Below are 19305 nucleotides of genomic sequence, written 5' to 3'. Positions count from 1 at the left end.
TCTTGCGGAGTGAGACGGGAGCTGCCTACTATCCGCCGTACTGATCGCGATGTAGCGAATCGGCGAGGGGATTTCCGGGGCGTTCGAGCGTTCCCGATCGCCGTGAAAGGTGGATCCGTCATGCCTGGCTCCGATCGGCGCGCGCACGCTCCGACCCTGTTGTCCTTCGCCCAGCAACGGCTGTGGTTCCTCGACCGGCTGCGGCCGGGCCGGCCGGACCACAACGTCCCGACCGCGGTTCGCCTGCGCGGCCGGCTGGACCAGGGCGCGCTCGTCCGGGCGCTGACCGAAGTCGTGCGGCGCCACGAGGTGTTGCGCGGCAGGATCGTCGACACCGACGACGGCCCGCGCCACGTCACGGACCCGGTCGAGACCTTCGTGCCGACGATCACCGATCTGACGCACGCCCCGGCGGAGCAGGCCCGGCAGCGGGTCCGGGAGCTGGTGGCCGCCGATCCGGCGACCCCGTTCGACCTCGGGACCGCTCCGATGCTGCGGGCCCGGCTGATCCGCACCGCCCCGGACGACCATCTGCTGCTCCTGGTGATCCACCACATCGCCTGTGACGGCTGGTCGTTGTCGGTGCTGTGGCAGGAGATCTCCGCCGGATACGGTGCCGCCGTCGAAGGCCGGCCGATCGCCCTGGCGGACCTTCCCGTCCAGTACGCCGATTTCGCGGACTGGCAACGGGGCCACCAGGACGGAACGGCGCTGAAGGACCAACTCGCCTACTGGTGCGAGCACTTGGCCGACCTGAGCCCGTCGGTGCTCCCGACGGACCGGGCCCGCCCCGCGGTGTGGTCGGGCCGGGGCGACCAGGTCGAGATCGAGATCCCCACCGAACTCGCCGACCGCATCCGCGCACTGGGGCGCGCCCACGAGGTCACGCCGTTCATGACGCTGCTGGCCGCCTTCCAGGTCCTGCTCGCGCGCTGCACGGGACAGGCCGACGTGACGGTGGGGACGCCGATCTCCGGACGGACCCGGATCGAGCTGGAGCCGCTGATCGGCTTCTTCGTCAACACGCTCGTCCTGCGCACCGACCTGTCCGGCGACCCCGGCTTCACCGACGTGCTCGCCCGGGTGCGGCGGTGCGCGGTGGAGGCCTACGCCCACCAGGACGTCCCCTTCGAACGGCTGGTGCAGGAGCTGCGGCCCGAACGCGATCTCGGCCAGCACCCCCTGTTCACCGTCATGTTCCAGCTGGAGGATCCGCCGGCGCTCCCGTCCGGCCTCCCGGGGATCGAGGTGAGCGACCATCGGATACCGAACGAGGTGGCGAAGTTCGACATCGAGGTCTCCCTGACGGACCGCGGAGACCGCATCACCGGTGTCATCCGCTACGCCACCGACCTCTTCGACCGCGACACGGTGCGGCGACTCTCCGAGGGTTTCGAGGCGCTGCTCGACCAGCTCGTCGGCAGTCCCGAACGGCCGATATCGGCGTGGGAGACCCCTCCCGGCCTCCGTGCGAGCCGTTCCGCCCCCGCCACTCCCGCCGTGCCGCCCGCGGCCCCGCAGTCCGATGCCGACCGGGCCGGCGCTCCCGTCGCGAGGACCGCGACCGAGACCGAGCTTCTCGTGCTGGAGACCTGGGCCGAGGTGCTCGGTGCCGCCCCGGACGACGTGCACGGCGACTTCTTCGAGCTGGGCGGCCATTCGCTCCTCGCGTCGAAGATCATGTCCCGACTGGGCCGGGCACTCGACCTCGAACTGCCGGTCACCCTGCTGTTCTTCCACCCGACCGTCGCCGAACTCGCCGACGCCGTCGACGCGGCGTTGCTGGCGGACCTCGGCGCCGCCGAAGCGGAACCGCGCCCCGCCGAAGCCGCACCACTTACCGCCGAAGCCGCACCACTTACCGCCGAAGCCGCACCACTTACCGCCGAAGCCGAACCGCTCCCCGCCGGAAAGGCCCGTCACCCGTGAAGGCACCGCACAGTCGATCCGAGCCCGGCCGACCGACCGGCTCCACGCCGGCCACGACCCGGGCCCTGCTGGACCAACGCGTCCGCGCGGCCCGGAGCAGGGCCGCCGAGGGCGAGCCGGGGGACGCGGTCCCACGCCGCCCGGTGGGCGCGCAGGTGACCTCGTTCACCCAGGAACGCATGTGGCTGATCGAGCGGCTGTCCAACGGCCCCGCGATGTACAACGTCCACGAGGTCTTCCGGCTGCACGGCCCGCTGGACGTGGCCGCCCTCGGCCACAGCCTCACCGAGCTGGTGCGGCGCCACGAAGTCCTGCGCACCGCCTTCCCCGAGCAGGACGGGCGCCCCGTCCCCTCGGTCGAGCCGGCCCGGCCGCTCGACCTGCCCGTCACGGACCTCCGGGCCGAGCCCGCGGACCGCCGGACGCAGCTGGTCCTCGATCTCGTCCACGCCGAGATCCTGCGCCCGTTCGACCTGGCCACCGCCCCGCTGCTGCGCGCGGCACTGCTGCGGGTCGACGAGGACGAACACGTCCTGGTGGTGGTCGTCCACCACATCGCGGTCGACGGCTGGTCGATGCCGCTGCTGTGGGACGACCTGTCGGCGATGTACCGGAGCCGGCTGGAAGGCCGCGAGCACGAGCTGCCGCCCTTGCGGATCCAGTACGCGGACTTCGCCCACTGGCAGCGGGCCCGCCTCTCCGGCGAACGCCTGCAGCGCCAACTGGACTACTGGAGCGCACAGCTGTCCGGGCTGTCGCCGCTGGACCTGCCCACCGACCGCCCGCGCGGACCGGTCCGCGCGGGCCGGGGCGAGCGGATCACCTTCACCGTGCCCGAGGAACTGGCCGGGCGGTTGCGGCTGCTGGGCCGGCGGCACGGCGCGACGATGTTCATGACGCTGCTCGCCGCGTTCCAGGTCCTGCTCGCCCGCTACAGCGGGCAGTCGGACGTGGCGGTCGGCACCCCGGTCGCGGGCCGCACCCGTCCGGAACTCGACCCGCTGGTGGGCTCGTTCATCAACACCGTGGTCATCCGCACCGACCTCGCGGGCGACCCGAGCTTCGCCGAGCTGCTCGATCGGGTCCGCCGGACCGCCGCGGACGCCTACGCGCACCAGGACGTGCCGTTCGAACGGCTGGTGCAGGAGCTGCGGCCGGCCCGCGGTCTCGACCGCAACCCGCTGTTCCAGGTGATGTTCGCCGGCCTGTCCGACCCGACCGCCTCCCTCCGGCTGGTGGGGACGGAGGTCGAACGGATCGAGGTCGACAACGGCACGGCCAAGGTCGACCTCAGCCTGGTGATCGCCGACGGGCCGGCCGGCCCGGGCGGGACGACCGGGACGGTGGCCTTCGACACCGATCTGTTCGACCGCGCGAGCGTGGAGCGCCTGGTCGGCCACTACCTCCGGCTGCTGGACGCCGCGTCCGGCGATCCCGACCGTCCCGTCTCGCGCCTGGAGCTGCTCACCGAGGCCGAACGCGAGGCGCTGCTGGTGGCCGCCAACGCCACCGACGAACCCTTTCCCGCGGACCTCTGCGTGCACGAGCTGGTCGAGGAGCGGGCCCGGCGGACCCCCGACGCGGTGGCGGTCCGCTGCGGCGCCGAGCGGCTGACCTACCGGGAACTCGACCGCCGGGCCAACCGGTTGGCCCGGCACCTGCGAGCCCGGGGAGCCCGGCCGGAACGCCTGGTCGGGGTCTGCCTGCCGCGCTCGGCGGACCTGGTCGTGGCCCTGCTGGCCGTCCTCAAGTCGGGCGCCGCCTACCTGCCGCTGGACCCGGACCTCCCGGCACGGCGCATGTCGTTCATGCTCGCCGACGCCGACGTGCCGCTGCTGCTCACCCAGGACTCCCTGGCCGACCGGCTCCCGAGCCACGGCGCCGCCACGGTGCGGATGGACACCGAGGCCCGGGTCATCGCGGCCCAGCCGGAGGACCCGCTGCCACCGCTCGCGACGCCCGCCAACCTGGCGTACTCGATCTACACCTCCGGTTCGACCGGCCGCCCCAAGGCCGTGCTGGTCCCGCACGAGGGCGTGGTCAACTACCTGGTGGTCCGCGGCCGGCAGCTGGACCTCGGCGGGGACGACGTCGTCGCCTCGGTGGCCTCGATCTCCTTCGACGTCATCGTCCCCCAGGTGCTCATGCCCCTGGCCTGGGGCGCGAGCGTGGTGATCGCCCCGTCGGAGGTCGCGGTCGACGGCCCGCGCCTGACGGAGATGATGCGCGAGTTCGGCGTCACCACGCTCATGGCCACACCCGCCACCTGGCTCCTGCTGCTGGACGGCGGATGGCAGGGCGGCCGGTTCCAGGCGATCTGCGTGGGCGAACCGCTCCAGCCCGCCCTGGCCCGGCGGCTCCTCGACCGGGTCTCCACGCTGTGGAACGGCTACGGTCCCACCGAGGCGTCCGTCGGCTGTGTCACCCGGCGCGTGGACGCCGAACGGGACCTGGCCCGGCCGGGCGGGTCCGTGCCGATCGGCCGGCCGCTCGGCAACCTCCGGATCCACCTGCTGGACCCGGCGGGCGCCCCGGTGCCCGTCGGCGTACCGGGGGAGATCCACATCGGTGGGGTCGGCGTCACCCGCGGGTACGCCAACCGGCCGGGGCTGACCGCCGAGCGCTTCGTGCCGGATCCCTTCGGTGCGGCCGGCGGCCGGCTGTACCGGACCGGCGACCTGGCGCGGTACCTGCCGGACGGCAGCCTCGTCTTCCTCGGCCGCACCGACGAGCAGGTGAAGATCCGGGGATACCGGATCGAGCTGGGCGAGATCGAGGCCGCGCTGTGCGCGCAGCCCGGTGTCGCCAGGGCCGCGGTGACGGTGCGCGGCGGCGGGACGGACGCCGAACTGGCCGGCTACCTGGTGTGGCAGGACCGGCCCGGTGACCTGGGGGACCTGCGGCGCTCCCTGCGCGAGACCCTGCCCGAGTTCATGGTGCCGACGACGCTGACCGCACTCGACCGGATCCCGTTGACCACCAACGGCAAGGTGGACCGCGGGGCCCTGCCCGCGCCCGCCCGCCACGGCCACGAGGCGGGCGCGCTACCGCCGCGGGACCTGCCGGAACTCCTGATGACCGGGATCTGGGAGCGTGTGCTGGGCACCCCGCGGGTCGGCGTCCGGGACGACTTCTTCGCGCTGGGCGGGCACTCCCTCAGGGCGGTCGAGCTGGTGGAGGCGATCCGGCGGGAGTGGGGGGTCACCGTGCCGCTGAACACGGTGTTCCGCCATCCCACCGTCGAGGGCCTGTGCGCGGAACTGCCCCACGCGTCGCGGGCCCTGCGCCGGCTCGTCGTCCCGCTGGCCGAAGGTGACCGCCGCCGGGCGCCGCTGATCCTGGTGCACCCGCAGAGCGGCGACGTGTGCTCCTTCCTCCACCTGGCCGGACAGCTCACCGGGCGCCTCGCCGAATCCCCTGCGGGCGGCCGGCCCGTCCACGGCCTGGAGGCCGTCGGCTACAACACCGACGAGCCGCCCCTGGCCACCGTGGAGGAGCAGGCGCAGCGCTACCTGCGGGAGCTGCGGTCCGTCCTGCCCGACGGCCCGTACCTGCTGGCCGGCTGGTCCTTCGGCGGGCTGGTCGCCTTCGAGATGGCCCGCCTGCTGGAGGAACAGGGGAACCCCCCGGGATTCCTCGGGATCATCGACGTCGGAGCGCCCGCGTCCACCGCTGGAGCCGCCGACGGGTCGGTCGGGGACCTCCACGAACTCGACGAGCAGGACGCCCTCTCGCTGCTGCTCCACGACGCCGACGCCCGTGAGCGCCTTCCCCGGCGGGGGCGCACCGAGCAACTGCGCCGCATGGTGCGGGTCTTCACCACCAACGGCGACGCCGCCCGACGCTACCGGTCGACGGCACGGCTGCGGACACCGATCCACCTGTTCACGAGCGCCGAGGCCCACCCCTCGCTGACCGGCCCGGTCGTGGTCCCCGCCCGGTGGCGGGAACGCACCCGGGGGGCGTTGAGCGTGGTCGAGGTACCCGGCAACCACCACGACATGCTCTCGCCGCCCCATGTCGCGCCCTTCGCCGACGCGCTGTCGGCCGTCCTGGAGGAACTCGGATGAGCGACGGACACGAGTTGCCGCTGTCGTCGGCGCAGTCCGGCATCTGGTTCGCCCACCACCTGCGCCCCGGCAGCCCCGCCTACAACACCGGCGAGTACGTGGACATCCCCGGGCCTATCGACCCGGAGATGTTCGAGACGGCCGTGCGGCGCGTGGTGGACGAGACCGAGTCACTGCGGGTCCGCCTCACCGACGGCGCCGACGGCCCCCGGCAGGTCGTCACTCCGGCGCCCGACTGGACGATGCACCACGTCGACCTCACGTCGGCACCGGATCCGCTGCGGGCGGCCGAGCGCTGGATGCGCGCCGACCTGTCCACACCGGTCGGGCTCACCCGGGACCCGCTGTTCCGCCAGGCCCTGTTCACCGTCGCGCCGGACCGCTTCCTCTGGTACCAGCGCGTCCACCACATCGTGGTCGACGGCTTCAGCATGTCGCTCATCGCGCGCCGCGTCGCCAGGACCTACACCGGACTGGTCGAGGGCAGGGGCGGGACAGGACCGGCCTTCGGGCCGCTGAGCCTCCTGCTGGCGCACGACGCCGCCCACCACGCGTCGGAACAGCCCGAACAGGACCGGGCGTTCTGGGCGGCCCGGCTGGCCGGCCGACCGGATCCGGTCAGCCTCGCCAGCCGTTCGGCGGCCGCCTCGGACGGCTTCCTGCGCCGTACCGGCAGCCTCGACGCGCCCACCCTGGCCGCGCTGCGGCGGGCCGCGCGACCCGCCGGGGCGAGCTGGCCCACCGCCTTCACCGCGACGGTCGCCGCGTACCTCCACCGCCTCAGCGGCGAACGGGACATCGTGCTCAGCATGCCGGTGACCGGGCGCACCGGCTCCTCCGCGCCGGCCGTCCCCGGCATGGTGGCGAACGTGGTGCCGCTGCGGCTGAGCGTGCACCCCGAACAGGGTCTGTCCGCCCTCGCGCGACAGGTGGCCGAGGAGGTCGCCGCCCTGCGCCCGCACCAGCGCCACCGCAGCGAGGACCTGCGCCGGGAGCTGGATCCGGCACGCTCGGAGCGGGTCCTGTTCGGGCCCGTCGTCAACATCATGTCCTTCTACTACCACCTGGACTTCGCGGGGGTCCGGGCCACCGTGCACAACCTGTCCAACGGGCCGGTCGAGGACCTCTCGTTCTCCGTCTACGACCGCTCCGACGGCACCGAGCCCCGGCTCGACGTCGACGCGAACCCCGCGCTCTACTCCGAGGCCGAACTCGCCGCCCACCAGCAGCGGTTCCTCCGGTTCCTGAACGCGGTGGCCGCCGACCCGGACCGGCCGATCGGCCGGCCCGACCTCCTCACCGAAGCGGAACGGCACCGGACCGTCGTGGCCGGCAACCGCACCGCGCGGCCGCTGCCGCACCCGACGGTGCCGCTGGCCTTCGCGGCCGAGGCCGCGCGCAGGCCCGATGCGCCCGCCGTGGTGTCAGGGCAAACCACCCTGTCCTACGCGGAGTTGAACGCCCGCGCCAACCGGCTGGCCCACCGGCTCATCGCCCTGGGTGTCCGCTGCGACACCACGGTGGCCGTGCTCATGGAACGCTCCGCCGACGTGGTGGTGGCGGTCCTGGCGATCGGCAAGGCCGGCGGCGCCTACGTGCCGCTGGACACCCGGGCCCCGACGGCCCGCCTGCGGCGCGTCCTGGACGACACCGGGGCGTCGGTGCTGCTCACCCACCGGGCCACCCGGGAGCACGAACTGTCCCACGGCACACCGGATGTCGTCGTCGACGCCGACCCCGGCCTCGCCGACGAGCCGGCCACCGATCCCGTCGTGCCGCTGCGCCCGGACCACCTGGCGTGCGTGCTGTACACCTCGGGGTCCACGGGCACGCCGAAGGGCGTGGCCCTGAGCCACCGCAACGTCATCAGCCTGACCGCACAAGGCTGTTGGCGCGAACAGGACGGCCCGCGCGTGCTCGCGCACTCCCCGCACGCCTTCGACGCCTCCACCTTCGAGTGGTGGGTACCGCTGCTCAACGGGGGCCGGGTGGTCGTGGCCCCGCCCGGGGAGCTGGCGCTCTCCGACCTCCACCGGCTGATCGTCGACCACCGGGTCGGTGCGCTGTGGTTGACGGCCGGGCTGTTCCGGGTGTTCGCCGAGGAGTCGCCCGGCACGCTGGCCGGGGTCGGCCAGGTGTGGACCGGCGGTGACATCGTGCCGGCCGACGCGGTACGGCGCGTCCTGGCACGGTGTCCGGACTCCGTGGTGGTCGCCGGGTACGGCCCGACCGAAGCCGCCACGTTCACCACACGCCGGGTGCTCCGCCCCGGTGAGGCGGTTCCCGACGTCGTCCCCCTCGGCCGGCCGATGGACAACAGGCGGGTGTACGTCCTGGACGAGGCGCTGTCGCCGGTGCCGCCGGGGGTGGCCGGCATGCTGCACGTCGCCGGTGCGGGCGTGGCGCGCGGGTACCTGAACGACCCCCGCCGGACGGCCGGCCAGTTCCTGCCGTGCCCGTTCGGCGAACCGGGGGAGCGGATGTACCGCACGGGCGACGTGGTCCGCTGGAACGCGGAGGGGGAGCTGGAGTTCCTCGGCCGCGCGGACGAGCAGGTCAAGCTCCACGGCTTCCGCATCGAACTGGGCGAGATCGAGGCGGTGCTGGCCGGGCACCCCGCCGTCGCCCAGGCGACCGTGGTCGCCGGCCCGGGTGCCCCGCCCGGCCGACGCCTGATCGGCTACGTCGTCCCGGCCGGGGACCCGGCGCTCGACCCGGCGTCGGTGCGGGAGCACGCCTCGGCGGTGCTGCCGGACTACATGGTGCCCTCGGTGATCGTCACGCTCGACGCCTTCCCCCTGACCCCCAGAGGGAAGATCGACCGGGCCGCGCTGCCCGTCCCGGACCCCGCACCGGCGCCGTCCGGCCCCGGGCCGCGCACCCCGGCGGAGCGGACGATGTGCGCGCTGTTCGCCGAGGTGCTCGGCCGGCCCACGGTGGGCGTCGACGACGGTTTCTTCGCGCTGGGCGGCAATTCCCTGCTCGCGACCAGGCTGGTCAACCGGGTGCGGGTGAGGTTCGGCCGCGAACTCACCCTCGGCGCCCTGTTCCAGGCGCCCACGCCGGCGCGCCTGGTCGACGCGCTCGACGACGCCCCGGACGCCGCGGCCGTACCGGACCTCTCACCACGTACACGACTCTGACGACTCTGACAGCTCTGACAGCGATCACAGGAAGCACCTCGGCATGGCCCACACCCTCTCCCAGCCCGACGAGACACCGGCAGCGCCGGCACCACCCGAAACCCCGATCACGGCAGCACCCCCGACGGCCCCGGCGCTGGGAGTGTCCCAGGTCCGCCGGTACTACCAGCTCGTCGACGCCGGGGACGTGCCCGCGCTGGTCGCCCTGTTCACCCCGGACGCCCGCTACCACCGCCCCGGGTACCGACCCATGGTCGGGCATGCCGAACTGGAACGCTTCTACCGCGACCAGCGGGTGATCCGCACCGGCGTGCACACCCTGGCCACCGTGGTCACGACCGACGACGAGGTGGCGGTGCACGGCCTGTTCCGCGGCGTGCTGCACGACGGCGGTGAGGTCGAGCTGCGGTTCGCGGACTTCTTCCGGATGACGCCGCAGGGCCGCATCGCCGCGCGGGACACCTTCTTCCACGTGCCCGCGGTCTGAGCCGCGGCTCCAGCGGCTCCAGCAGCTGCAGCGGCGCCAACGGCGACGGCCCACGCGGTCGCGCGTTCAACCCCGACGGGGAAACTTCAGCACAGGAAAGCGGGAAGCAGTTGACCAAGACCGTCTTCACCTCCGACATCCCGGCGTTCGTCGGCAGCGGACGGCCACCGTTCGACGCCCGGGCGATCCACGAGCTGGTCGCCGAACAGGCGGAGCGGGCCCCGCACGCGCCCGCCGTCACCTGCGACGGACGGACCCTGACCTACCAGCAGCTCAACGACCGCGCCCACCGGCTCGCCGGGCGACTGCGAGCGGCCGGACTGGCGCAGGAGGACGTCGTGGGCGTGCTGGTGCCGCGCTCGCCGGAGCTGATCGTGGCCCTGCTCGCCGTCCTCGTCGCGGGCGGGGCGTACCTCGGACTCGAACCGGACGACCCGGCGAGCCGCCACGCGCTGCTGCTCAAGGACGCGGGCGCGGGCATGGTGATCACCGAAGAGTCCCTGCGGGAGCAACTGCCCGGCACCGTCGTCACGGTGACGGAAGGCCGCCCGGCGCAGGATCCGGCCACCGGGCCGGCGGCTCCGGCCCGCCCCGGCGACCCGGACCGGCTCGCCTACGTCAGCTACACCTCGGGCTCCACCGGCGAGCCCAAGGGCGTCGGCGTGCCCCACCGGGCGATCGACCGGCTCGTCCGGGGCGCGGACTGGATGGACGTCCGCGCCGAGGACGTCTTCTTCCACCTCGCGCCGGTCGCGTTCGACGCGTCCACGTTCGAGATCTGGGCCCCCCTCGTCAACGGCTGCCGGCTGGTCCTCTTCCCCCCGGTCGCCATCACGCTGGAGCACGTTGCGCGCGTCGTCCGGGCCGAGCGCGTGACGGTCCTGCTGCTGACCACCGGGCTCTTCCACCAGATGGCGAGCTCCCACCCGGAGGCGTTCGCCGACGTGCGGCACGTCCTCACCGGGGGCGACGTGGCCTCGCCGAACCACGTCCAGCACCTGCTGGCCCGCCACCCGGAGCTGCTCTTCACCAACGGCTACGGACCGACCGAGAACACCACGTACACGACCTGCTGGACCAGCAGCACCCTCCCGGAGCTGCGGAGCGTGCCGATCGGCCGCCCGATCAGCGGCACCAGGGTCGCCGTGCTCGACGGCGACCTCGGCCCGGTGCCCGTCGGCGAGTGCGGGGAACTGTACGTGGCCGGGGCGGGCCTGGCCCGCGGCTACCTGGGCCGCCCGGCCGCCACGGCCGAACGGTTCCTGCCCGACCCGTTCGGGACCGAGCCGGGCGCCCGGATGTACCGGACCGGCGACCTCGTGCGATGGCTGCCCGACGGCACCCTGGAGTTCGTCGGACGGGCGGACGACCAGGTCAAGGTCCAGGGCTACCGTGCCGAACCGCGCGCCGTCGAGGTCGAGCTGGAACGGCTCGCCGGGGTGCGGCACGCGGTCGTGCTGCCGCAGCCCGACCCGGCGGGCGGCACCCGGCTGCTGGCCTACGTCGTGCCCGCGGAACCCGAGCCGGCGGGCAACGCCGAGCTCGGCCGGCGGCTGCGCCACGAACTGCGGGACCGGCTGCCGGGTTACCTGATCCCCTGGGCGATCCTCGTCCGTCCCGAGCTGCCGGTGAACCGCAACGGCAAGATCGACCGCCGGGCCCTGCCCACCGCCACCCGGGTGCCGCGCAACGTGCCCAACGAGTTCGTCCCGCCCCTCACCGAGGTGCAGACGCGACTGGCCGAGTTGTGGGGCGACGCCCTCGGCGTCGAACCGGTCGGCGTCGACGACGACTTCTTCGACCTCGGCGGACACTCCCTGCTGGCCACCGACCTCCTGGTCGCCACCCAGCGCGAGTTCGACGTGGACCTCCCCGCGCAGACCCTGTACCTGTCGCCGACCGTCGCCGAGCTGGCGACGGCCCTCACCGCCCGGATGCGGACGCCGGGCCCGGACGGCCCGACGGACGGCCCGATGGGGGACCCGGCCGACGGGGCGGGGGAGGGGCAGCCCCGATGACGGCGGTTCCCCCGACCACGCGCTGCCCGGTCCTCGCCCCGCGGCCGGTCGATCTGATCGACCCCGACCTCTACCTCTCGGGCGGGGCGCACGAGGCGTGGCGACGGCTGCGCCGCGACGCCCCGGTGAGCTGGCAGCCGGTCGGCGACATCGGCTACTGGTCGATCGTCGCTCACGCCGAGGCCAACCGGGTACTGCGCGACCACGACACGTTCACCTCCGAACAGGGCACCCTGCTCAACCTCCTCGGCAAGGGCGACCCCGCCGGCGGCCGGCAGATGGCCGTGACCGACCCGCCCCGGCACTCGCGCCTGCGCGGCCCGCTGCAGCAGGCGCTGTCGATCAAGACGGTGGAGAACGACCGGGAGGCGATCCGCCGGGCCGTCGTCGAACTGCTCCGGCCGCTGGCCGACGGAGGCCCGTACGACTTCGCCGCCGCCATGGCCACCCTGCCGATGGCGGTGATCGGCACCATGATGGCGCTACCGGAGCAGGACTGGCCGCGGCTGGTCCGGCTCGCCCACGCCTGCATCGCCGCGGACGACCCCGAGTTCCAGCTCGCCGCCGGACCGCGGGCCACCCTCGTGACCGCCCACCGCGAACTGTTCGCCTACTTCCAGGACCTCGTCACCGCGCGTCGGCGCGCACCGGGCGGCGACCTGATCAGCGTGCTGCTCACCATGGAACTGGACGGACGCCGACTGTCGCCGGGCGAGATCGTGTCCAACTGCTACAGCCTGCTGCTCGGAGCGACCGTCACCACCGCCCAGCCGCCGATCGCGGCGATGGCCGAACTGGCCGGGACCGCCGTCCTGGACGACTGGGCGGCCCACCCGGAACTGCTCGGCAGCGGCGTGGAGGAGGCACTGCGGTGGGCCTCGCCCACCCAGCACTTCATGCGCCACGCCACCCGCGACGTCGAGATCCGGGGCGTGCCGATCCGCGCGGGGGACGCCGTCGTCGTGTGGCTGGCGTCGGCCAACCGCGACGAGACCGTGTTCGCCGACCCGGACACCTTCGACATCCGGCGGCGGCCCAACAAGCACATCGCGTTCGGCGTCGGCGCGCACTACTGCATCGGACACACCGTCGCCCGGGTGGCCCTGCGGATCCTCTTCGCCGAACTGCTCGGCCGGTTCACCGGCTTCGAACTCGCCGGGACGCCGCGGCGCATGCGCTCGAACATCATCGCGGGCTTCACGCACCTGCCGATCACCGCGCGGACCCGCTAGGAGCCGTCACCGCGGCCGCTGTCACCGCCGCTGCCGAACCCGAGAAGAAACCCCCCACACGGAAGGTCATCAGTGGACGCTCCGACGGCCCGTACCCGCAACAAGTGGTTCCTGCGCGAGCCGTCGCCGGTGGCACCGGCGCGGCTGTTCTGCCTGCCCTACTCCGGCTGCGGTGCGAGCATGTACCGCCAGTGGCCGTCACAGGTCGACGGCGTCGAGGTCTGCCCCGTGCAGCCGCCCGGCCGGGAGAACCGGATGCGCGAGCCCGCCCACACCACCTACGAGGCGCTGGCCGACGACCTCTGCGAAGCGCTGCGCCCCCACCTGGACCGTCCGTACGCCCTGTTCGGCCACTGCGGCTCCGCGCTGGCGGCGTACGAGACCGCCGTACGGCTGGTCCAGCGGGGCTGTCCCGCCCCGACCCGACTGTTCGTCTCCTCCGAGGTCGCGCCGCAGGACGGCCCCTACGGCCGCTTCCTCGGCATGAGCGACGACGAGCTGGCCGACGAACTGCGCGGGCTCGTCGCGGAACTGGGCGGCACCCTGGAACCGAGCCTGCTCGCGCTCTACCTCGGCGTCCTGCGCAACGACGTCGACATGAACAAGCGGTACCACGTGGCCGAGCCGGTCCGGCTGCCGTGCCCGGTCACCGCCATCGGCTGGACCGGGGACACGGGCATCGCGCCGTCCCTGATGACCGGATGGTCGGCCTGCGGCGAAACGACCTTCGAACTCCTGGAAGGGGGCCACTACCGCTTCATCGAGGCGCCGGCGGACCTGTTGGCGCTCTTGGTCGCGGACCTGACGCCCACCCGCTCCCGCACGCCCTGATGGGATGCGTCGGATCCATTCGCCGCCGGCTACCGGGTCTACGCGGTCCGTCCGAAGCGGGCCGCCCGGTTCAAGGAGCGCTACGGCACCTCCGGGGCCACGAGCGACAAGGGCGACGCGCACGCGCCGGCCGACATGGTCCGCGTCGACCGCGACCAGCTGCGGCCGATCGCCGGGGACAGTGACAAGGCCCAGGCCGTGCGCATCGTCGCCCGCACGCACCAGACCCTGATCCGGGAGCGCACCCGCACCTTCCAGCGGCTGCGGAGCACGCTGCGCGAGTACTTCCCCGGCGCGTCGGCCGCCTACGCCTCCCTGGAGCTCACCAGCACCGACGCACTCCATGACGAGGCCACCGCCTGGTCACACCACGCGATTATCCCGGCCGCAGCTTGACACCGCTACGGCATGGGATGTCTGACACCGGATCCGAGCGCGAGCAGCGGGGAGCGGCGGAGCCGGCACGGCGCCCTCCCGTTCGTGCACCCGGGCGGCCCCGGACGCGCCCGCCGTCCGGCGCGGCGCCCTCCGCCCGACGCGCTGTCCGAATGCCGCCAGCACGCGGCCCGTCCAAGGGCGACGATCGGAACAGCCCGACCGTGCGCCGCCCGCGGCCCTCCCGGTCTGCGGGCCCATGCCCTCGCCCGTCCCCGCCGCCAAGGATCCCTCCCGTGAACGACACCCTCCTCGCCACCGGCGCGCCCACCACCGCGGCGCCCGCCCCGGGCCCGGCCGTGCTGCCCGCGCTCGACTCGCTCGACTGGCAGGGCGTGCACGAGCAGTTGGACCGGGACGGTGCGGCGCTCACCGAGCCGCTGCTGTCGCCCGCCCAGTGCCGGGAGCTCGCCGCGCTCTACGACCGGCCCGAACTGTTCCGCACCACCGTCGACATGGCCCGCCACCGCTTCGGCTCCGGCCAGTACCGCTACTTCACCCACGACCTGCCCGAACCCGTCGCCGCCCTGCGCGAGGCCCTCTACCCCCGCCTGCTCACCGTCGCCCGTGCCTGGGCCGACAAGCTCGGCCGCCCCGCCCCCTGGCCCGACACCCTCGCCGAGTGGACCGCCAGGTGCCACGCCGCCGGCCAGGACAAGAGCTCCCAGATCCTGCTGCGCTACGGCCCCGGTGACTGGAACGCCCTGCACCGCGACGTCTTCGGCGACCTCGTCTTCCCCCTCCAGGTCGTCATCGGCCTCGACGCCCACGGCACCGACTACACCGGCGGCGAGTTCCTCCTCGTCGAACAGCGCCCCCGCGCCCAGTCCCGCGGCACCGCCACCGTCCTTCCCCAGGGGCACGGCCTGATCTTCACCACCCGCGACCGCCCCGTCCCCTCCGCCCGCGGCCACCGCGCCGGCCCCGTCCGCCACGGCGTCAGCACCGTGCGCACCGGCCGCCGCCACACCCTCGGCCTCGTCTTCCACGACGCCTGAACCCCGCCGCATGGCCGCCACCGGCACGCCCGCGCCCATACCCACACCCGCACCCACCGTCGCCACCGCCCCGGTCCTATCGCGCCGCTACACCCTGACCGGACCCGACAACCGCCCCTACCCCAGCACCACGCCCGGCACCCTCGGCGGCCACCGGCGAGGCCGCCGCTACGGCCGCCTCGACTGCCCCTCGGCCCTGCGCGCCCTCGCCGCCGGCGGCTACGTGCGCCACCGCGTCTTCTTCGCCGACGAGGCCACCGCGATCGCCGCCGCCTACCGGCCCTGCTCGGTGTGCCTGCCCGGGAAGTACCGGCAGTGGAAGACCCGCCAGAAGGACCGCACCCCATGAACCCCCGCCCCGCACCCGACCGCTCCCCGCTCCTTCCCGAACCCGGGCCCACCGCCTACGGCGACCTCCCCGCACCCGCCCCCCACACCGCCCCCGAACTCGCCGCCCTGCTGCGCCTGCTCGCCGAGCACCGCCGCCCACCCCTGCGCAGCGTCACGATCGGGCACAGCCGCGACGACGCCTCCCGCACGGCCGCCGCCGCGTTCGCCGACGCCTGGCACGCCGCCGGCAACGCCGTCCTGGCCGTCGTCGACTGGCCCGAACAGGCCGCCTCCTGGCTACGGCCCGCCCAGCGCCTCACCGACCGGGAACCCGACGCCCTCGTCATCGCCGCCGCCCCGCTCGGCTGGGCACAGCTCGCCCGACGCCTGCGCCACAGCACCTCCTGGCGCCCGGACCGCACGTTCGGCTTCGCGTCCCTCGCCGAGCCGGTCGCCGCTGCGCTCGCCGGGCCCGGCGTCCTGGACGGCGTGCGCGGCGCGAGCGCGGACGGCGGCACCTGGCGCATCGAATCCGGCTGGACCGCCTCCTTCCCGCCCCTCGCCCCGGGCGCCGCCGTGTGAACAGCACCCCCGCGCTGTTCGGCCCGCCGCCCGCCGGCTACGAGCGCCGCGAGATCGCGCCGGGCGCCGTCCACCTGCCCGGCTGGCTCACCCCCGACCGGCAGCGCGAGCTCGTCGCCGCGTGCCGCGCCTGGGCCGTCGGCCCCGTCCCGATCCGGCACACCCGGCTGCCGGGCGGTGGCGTCATGTCCGTGCAGACCGTGTGCCTGGGCTGGCACTGGCAGCCCTACGCCTACACCCGCACCGCCGACGACGTGAACGGCCGCCGCGTCGCCCGCCTCCCCGACCGGCTCGCCGACCTCGGCCGCCGGGCGGTGGCCGACGCCTACCAGGACCCCGACCAGGGCGCCGCCTACGAACCCGACGCCGCGCTGGTCAACTTCTACGACGCCGACGCCCGGCTCGGCATGCACCAGGACAAGGACGAGCGCTCCCTCGCCCCGGTGGTCTCCCTCAGCATCGGCGACACCTGCCTCTTCCGCTTCGGCAACACCCGCAGCCGCAACCGGCCCTGGACCGACCTGACCCTCGCCTCCGGCGACCTCCTCGTCTTCGGCGGCCCCTCCCGCCTCGCGTACCACGCCGTGCCGAAGATCCTCCCCGGCACCGGCGACCCCGCCATCGGCCCCGCCCGGGGCCGCCTCAACATCACCCTGCGCGTCACCGGCCTGACCGACCCCGCACCCGCTCCGACCGGATCGGCCCGGTGACCGCCCCCGCCCGGTGACTGCCCCCGCCCGGCCACCGGCCGGGATCAGGGCCTTGAGGCCGCGTCAACCCCGGGCGCGCCGAATGTGAACGCCGCATTAACCCAAACTGGTCAGTGTGTGACATATTCTTCCTCGGCGGATGAATTCGGACCAATCGTCCTGAACCCGCCCGGAGGGCATCCCCTCACCCTCCCGTACCCTCAAGCACTCCCAGGAGACCTACCTTGAGCGACCGCATACCATCCGTCACGAACGCGGTGCGGCCGATACCCGGACCCCGGGCCCGGCGCGTGCCCGGTCGTGCCGTACTCGGGGCTCTCGCCACCACGACGCTCGTGCTCGCGTCGTCCGTGCCGTTCGCCGTGCACGCCGCCGCGGCACCGCCGGCGAAGGCCGGTACGAGCGGGGCGCAGCGGCCGATCGGGCCGAAGCCGGCGCTGGATCTGCTGGCGCACGGCAACCTCACGATGGCGTCCAACTCGGTGGTCTCCTGCGACCCCGAGGACAGCGACTGCGACCTCAACGCCTACAACAACAACCGGGTCAACTGGGTCAAGACCGACCCCAAGGCCCCCGGCAACACCGCCTCCGCGGCCACCCTGACCGTCCCGCCGGGTGCCAAGGTGCTCAACGCCCGGCTGTACTGGCAGTCCAACCCCGTCGGAACCTCGCGGCTGTCCACCTCCGGTGACGCCTCCAAGGCCGACCAGGTCGAGTTCAAGGTCCCCGGCGCCACCGGCTACCAGCGGCTCACCGCCGATACCTACGACTGGTTCGACCAGAAGACCGGCGGCACGCCCCCGGCCCCGCTCACCGCCCACGCGGGTGTCAAGGACGTCACCGACCTGGTGCGGGCGGCCGGTTCCGGCGAGTACACCGTGGCCGACATCCAGGCCTGTCAGGGCCGCTCCTCCACCTCCGACTTCGGCGGCCAGAACGTCGGCTGCTGGGGCGGATGGTCCCTGGTCGTCGCCTACGAGGACGCCAAGGAGCCGCTGCGCTACCTGCAGGTCTGGGACGGCTACCAGCTCATCCGCCCGCCCGAGCCCAGCGTCACCATGACCCTCGACGGCATCCGCACCCCGGCCGGCCGCGCACCGGCCGCCACCATGGGCGTCATCGTCGGCGACGGCGACGCCCCCATCGCCGGGGACTCCCTGGAAGTCGGCCCCGACGCCGGCCGGCTGACACCGCTGCTGATGCCGACCGCCACCGGACCCGCCCCCGACAACGCCTTCACCAGCCGCATCGACCGGGTCGCGCCCGACGGCACCGGCACCAACCTCACCGACCGCAACCCGAACACGGTCAACAACGTCGGCTACGACGCCCGGACGATCGACGTCACCGGCAAGCTGCCCGCCGGCAGCAAGCAGGCCGTGGTCAAGGTCACCGGCCAGGGCGACGCGCTGCACCCCCAGGCGGTCTGGCTCGCCGTCGAGGCCCTGGAACCCGACCTCCAGGTCGTCAAGGCCAACACCCCGGCCGGTACCACCACGAACAGCCCGCCCGGGCTCGTCGACCCCGGAGCCGAGATCACCTACACCTTCACCATCGCCAACCGGCACCCCGACGGCACCACCGCCGACCTCGACACCGCCAGCGGCGTCACCCTGACCGACGTGCTGCCCCAGGGCACCAGTTACGTCGACGGTTCCGGCACCGGCTGCACCGCCACCGGACGCAACGTCAGCTGCCCCACCGCCGACCTCGCACCGGGCGCCGAGACCACCGTCTCCTTCCGGGCCAAGGTCGACGCCGGCCTCGCGCCGGGCACCAGGCTCGACGACACCGCCTCCCTCGCCTACCGCGGCACCCAGACCGGCCGCGAACAGCACCGCACCAGCAACACCGTGCGCAACACCGTCGCCGAGCACACCGGCTACCGGGTCACCAAGACCGCGGACAGGAGCCAGGCCGCCCCCGGCGACACCGTCACCTACCACGTGGACGTCACCAACACCGGGAACACGCCCCTCACCGCACTGACCGTCACCGACGACCTGAGCGCCGTCCTCGACGACGCCACCTACAACGGCGACGCCACCGCCACCCTCGGCACCCCCTCCTCCACGCAGCCGGTCCTCACCTGGACCGGCGACCTGCCGGCCGGCGGCAACGCCCGGCTCACCTACACCGTCAAGGTGAAGGACCCCGCCGCCGGGGACCACACGCTGCGCAACACCGTGGTGGCCGACCGGCCCGGCGGCAACTGCCCGCCCGGTGCGACGGCCGGGGAATGCACGGCCACCGTGACGGTGACCACGTCCTCACCGTCCCCGACGGCCTCCCCGACCACGTCGCCCTCCACCACGCCGACGTCCTCGCCCTCGCCGACCGCGACCGACGGCAACGGCGTCGACCCGGCGCCCACCGGCAAGCCGCAGCAGCCGGGCGGTGGCGGCGGTCTCGCCGCGACGGGCAGCCAGGTCGCGCTGATCGGCGGCATCGGCGCCGCCGTCCTCCTCGGCGGTGCGGCCCTCGTCCTCGCCTCCCGCCGCCGGCGCCACCGGCACTGACACCCCGTCCGACCCCTGACG

The 19305-nt window shown here is 74.0% G+C and carries 12 protein-coding genes and 1 pseudogene; all 13 read left to right on the top strand.

Translation table 11 applies throughout. The features are described from left to right. The first annotated feature begins 120 nt into the window (after positions 1-120). Entirely contained in the window at positions 121-1929 is a 1809-nt protein-coding gene (locus ACWGKU_RS19990; protein WP_452179118.1) for a condensation domain-containing protein, read from the top strand. A 155-nt stretch (positions 1930-2084) separates the two neighbouring features. Beyond that, positions 2085-5999 carry a non-ribosomal peptide synthetase gene (locus ACWGKU_RS19985; RefSeq protein WP_452191502.1) on the top strand — a complete coding sequence of 1305 codons (3915 nt, stop codon included), beginning with the start codon at positions 2085-2087 and terminating at the stop codon, positions 5997-5999. Next, positions 5996-9142: an amino acid adenylation domain-containing protein gene (locus ACWGKU_RS19980; RefSeq protein WP_452179116.1), complete on the top strand. Its 3147-nt coding sequence runs from the start codon at positions 5996-5998 to the stop codon at positions 9140-9142. The genes ACWGKU_RS19985 and ACWGKU_RS19980 overlap by 4 nt, the downstream gene beginning before the upstream one ends. A gap of 43 nt (positions 9143-9185) precedes the next feature. Continuing rightward, the gene (locus ACWGKU_RS19975; protein ID WP_401054304.1) at positions 9186-9629 is read left to right on the top strand and encodes a nuclear transport factor 2 family protein; all 444 of its coding nucleotides are present in this window, start codon (positions 9186-9188) and stop codon (positions 9627-9629) included. 110 nt (positions 9630-9739) lie between these two features. Beyond that, entirely contained in the window at positions 9740-11647 is a 1908-nt protein-coding gene (locus tag ACWGKU_RS19970) for an amino acid adenylation domain-containing protein (RefSeq protein ID WP_452179115.1), read from the top strand. Continuing rightward, complete coding sequence (locus tag ACWGKU_RS19965) at positions 11644-12879, top strand: cytochrome P450 (RefSeq protein WP_401054097.1); 1236 nt, start codon at positions 11644-11646, stop codon at positions 12877-12879. The genes ACWGKU_RS19970 and ACWGKU_RS19965 overlap by 4 nt, the downstream gene beginning before the upstream one ends. Before the next feature lie 72 nt (positions 12880-12951). Then, positions 12952-13710, top strand: coding sequence for a thioesterase II family protein (locus ACWGKU_RS19960; protein WP_452179114.1), 759 nt, complete (start codon positions 12952-12954; stop codon positions 13708-13710). A gap of 33 nt (positions 13711-13743) precedes the next feature. After that, positions 13744-14106, top strand: a pseudogene (locus ACWGKU_RS19955) (IS110 family transposase); the annotation flags it as partial. 338 nt (positions 14107-14444) lie between these two features. Beyond that, positions 14445-15143, top strand: a complete 699-nt coding sequence (locus ACWGKU_RS19950) for a 2OG-Fe(II) oxygenase (RefSeq protein ID WP_452179131.1) — start codon at positions 14445-14447, stop codon at positions 15141-15143. Positions 15144-15153: 10 nt separating this feature from the next. Continuing rightward, the gene (locus ACWGKU_RS19945) at positions 15154-15492 is read left to right on the top strand and encodes a metal-binding protein (RefSeq protein WP_401054092.1); all 339 of its coding nucleotides are present in this window, start codon (positions 15154-15156) and stop codon (positions 15490-15492) included. Continuing rightward, positions 15489-16055: a hypothetical protein gene (locus ACWGKU_RS19940; protein WP_452179113.1), complete on the top strand. Its 567-nt coding sequence runs from the start codon at positions 15489-15491 to the stop codon at positions 16053-16055. The genes ACWGKU_RS19945 and ACWGKU_RS19940 overlap by 4 nt, the downstream gene beginning before the upstream one ends. After that, a complete protein-coding gene (locus tag ACWGKU_RS19935) occupies positions 16052-16765 on the top strand; it encodes an alpha-ketoglutarate-dependent dioxygenase AlkB family protein (RefSeq protein ID WP_452179112.1) in 714 nt (237 codons plus the stop codon). The genes ACWGKU_RS19940 and ACWGKU_RS19935 overlap by 4 nt, the downstream gene beginning before the upstream one ends. Before the next feature lie 335 nt (positions 16766-17100). Continuing rightward, entirely contained in the window at positions 17101-19284 is a 2184-nt protein-coding gene (locus ACWGKU_RS19930) for a DUF7927 domain-containing protein (RefSeq protein ID WP_452179111.1), read from the top strand. Positions 19285-19305 lie beyond the last annotated feature (21 nt).

This window comes from Kitasatospora sp. NPDC054768 (assembly GCF_053612025.1).
The sequence above is the reverse complement of the archived record's forward strand: the minus strand, read 5'-3'. Positions and strand labels throughout refer to the sequence as shown.

Excerpts from the sequence above, each read along its gene's own strand:
- ACWGKU_RS19945 (WP_401054092.1), top strand. The coding sequence starts at position 15,154 with ATGGCCGCCACCGGCACGCCCGCGCCCATACCCACACCCGCACCCACC.
- ACWGKU_RS19965 (WP_401054097.1), top strand. The coding sequence starts at position 11,644 with ATGACGGCGGTTCCCCCGACCACGCGCTGCCCGGTCCTCGCCCCGCGG.
- ACWGKU_RS19975 (WP_401054304.1), top strand. The coding sequence starts at position 9,186 with ATGGCCCACACCCTCTCCCAGCCCGACGAGACACCGGCAGCGCCGGCA.
- ACWGKU_RS19940 (WP_452179113.1), top strand. The coding sequence starts at position 15,489 with ATGAACCCCCGCCCCGCACCCGACCGCTCCCCGCTCCTTCCCGAACCC.
- ACWGKU_RS19990 (WP_452179118.1), top strand. The coding sequence starts at position 121 with ATGCCTGGCTCCGATCGGCGCGCGCACGCTCCGACCCTGTTGTCCTTC.
- ACWGKU_RS19980 (WP_452179116.1), top strand. The coding sequence starts at position 5,996 with ATGAGCGACGGACACGAGTTGCCGCTGTCGTCGGCGCAGTCCGGCATC.